This window comes from Parasphingomonas zepuensis, from assembly GCF_036663735.1.
Taxonomy (GTDB): domain Bacteria; phylum Pseudomonadota; class Alphaproteobacteria; order Sphingomonadales; family Sphingomonadaceae; genus Sphingomonas.
Genome location: NZ_JAXOJO010000047.1, coordinates 1 through 1,241, shown reverse-complemented (window position 1 = coordinate 1,241; position 1,241 = coordinate 1). Strand labels below are relative to the sequence as shown.

The following is a 1,241-nucleotide window of genomic DNA, read 5'->3' as shown; positions in this document are numbered from 1 at the left end:
CGCCTGATCGGCCCGAACTGCCCCGGCGTCCTCACCCCCGGCGAGTGCAAGATCGGCATCATGCCCGGCAGCATCTTCTCCAAGGGCTCTGTCGGCGTTGTCAGCCGCTCCGGCACGCTCACCTATGAGGCCGTGTTCCAGACCACCAATGCGGGCCTCGGCCAGACCACGGCTGTCGGCATCGGCGGCGATCCGGTCAACGGCACCAATTTCATTGACGTGCTCGAACTGTTCCTGGCCGATGACGCCACGCAGTCGATCATCATGATCGGCGAAATCGGCGGCGATGCCGAAGAGCAGGCCGCGCAGTTCCTGATCGACGAAGCCAAGCGCGGTCGCAAGAAGCCGATGGCGGGCTTCATCGCGGGCCGCACCGCGCCTCCGGGCCGTCGCATGGGTCATGCCGGTGCAATCGTGTCGGGCGGCAAGGGCGACGCCGAGAGCAAGATCGCGGCGATGGAGGCTGCGGGCATCCGCGTCTCGCAATCGCCCAGCGAACTTGGCTCGACCCTGGTCGAGGTGCTGAAGGGCTAATTCCTTCTCCCGGTGGGAGAAGGATAGCGCAGCTGGGCGGCGGAGCCGCTTAGCGAAGCTTGGATGAGGGTGATCCGGCTTCCTGCTTGAAGGTCACCCTAACCCTTCCGCCACCTAAGGGCGGCTCCTTCCCTCTCCCACCGGGAGAGGGACAGAAAGAAGAGAAGCAATGGGCATCGAAAGCCTGGATTTCGCTGAGATCGCCGGTGGCGTAAGCCCGGCGTTCGTCGAAACATTATACGCCAAGTGGAAGGCCGACCCTTCCGCCGTGGACTCCGGCTGGCGCGAGTGGTTTGACGGCCTCGAAGGCACCGTCTCCGGCCCCAGCTGGGCGAACCCCGCCTGGCCGCTCAGCGACACCGACGCGCTCACCGCCGCGCTCGACCCGACGCAGATGGAGCCCGCACCAAAGCCCGCGAAGCCCGGCGCCCCGGCTGCCGCCGCAGCACCTGCATCGGGTGCTGACATCGCCCGCGCCGCAAATGACTCGATTCGCGCGATGCTGCTCATCCGCACCTATCGCGTGCGCGGCCATCTCGCGGCAAATCTTGATCCGCTGGGCCTGTCAAAGCAGGAATTGCCTGCAGATCTCACCCCCGAATATCACGGCTTCACCGCTGCCGATCTCGACCGGCCGATCTACATGGGCGGCTCGCTAGGCCTTGAAAAGGCGACGATCCGCGAGCTGGTCGGAATCCTGCGCCGCA

General features: G+C 65.8%; 1 protein-coding gene and 1 pseudogene. Both read left to right on the top strand.

Annotated elements, in window-relative coordinates; all coding sequences use genetic code 11:
- Positions 1 to 534 (top strand): annotated as a pseudogene (locus U1769_RS25100) (succinate--CoA ligase subunit alpha); the annotation flags it as partial.
- A gap of 169 nt (positions 535 to 703) precedes the next feature.
- Positions 704 to 1,241 (top strand): 2-oxoglutarate dehydrogenase E1 subunit family protein (locus U1769_RS25095; protein ID WP_443030457.1); only part of this gene is annotated, 538 nt, incomplete at its 3' end.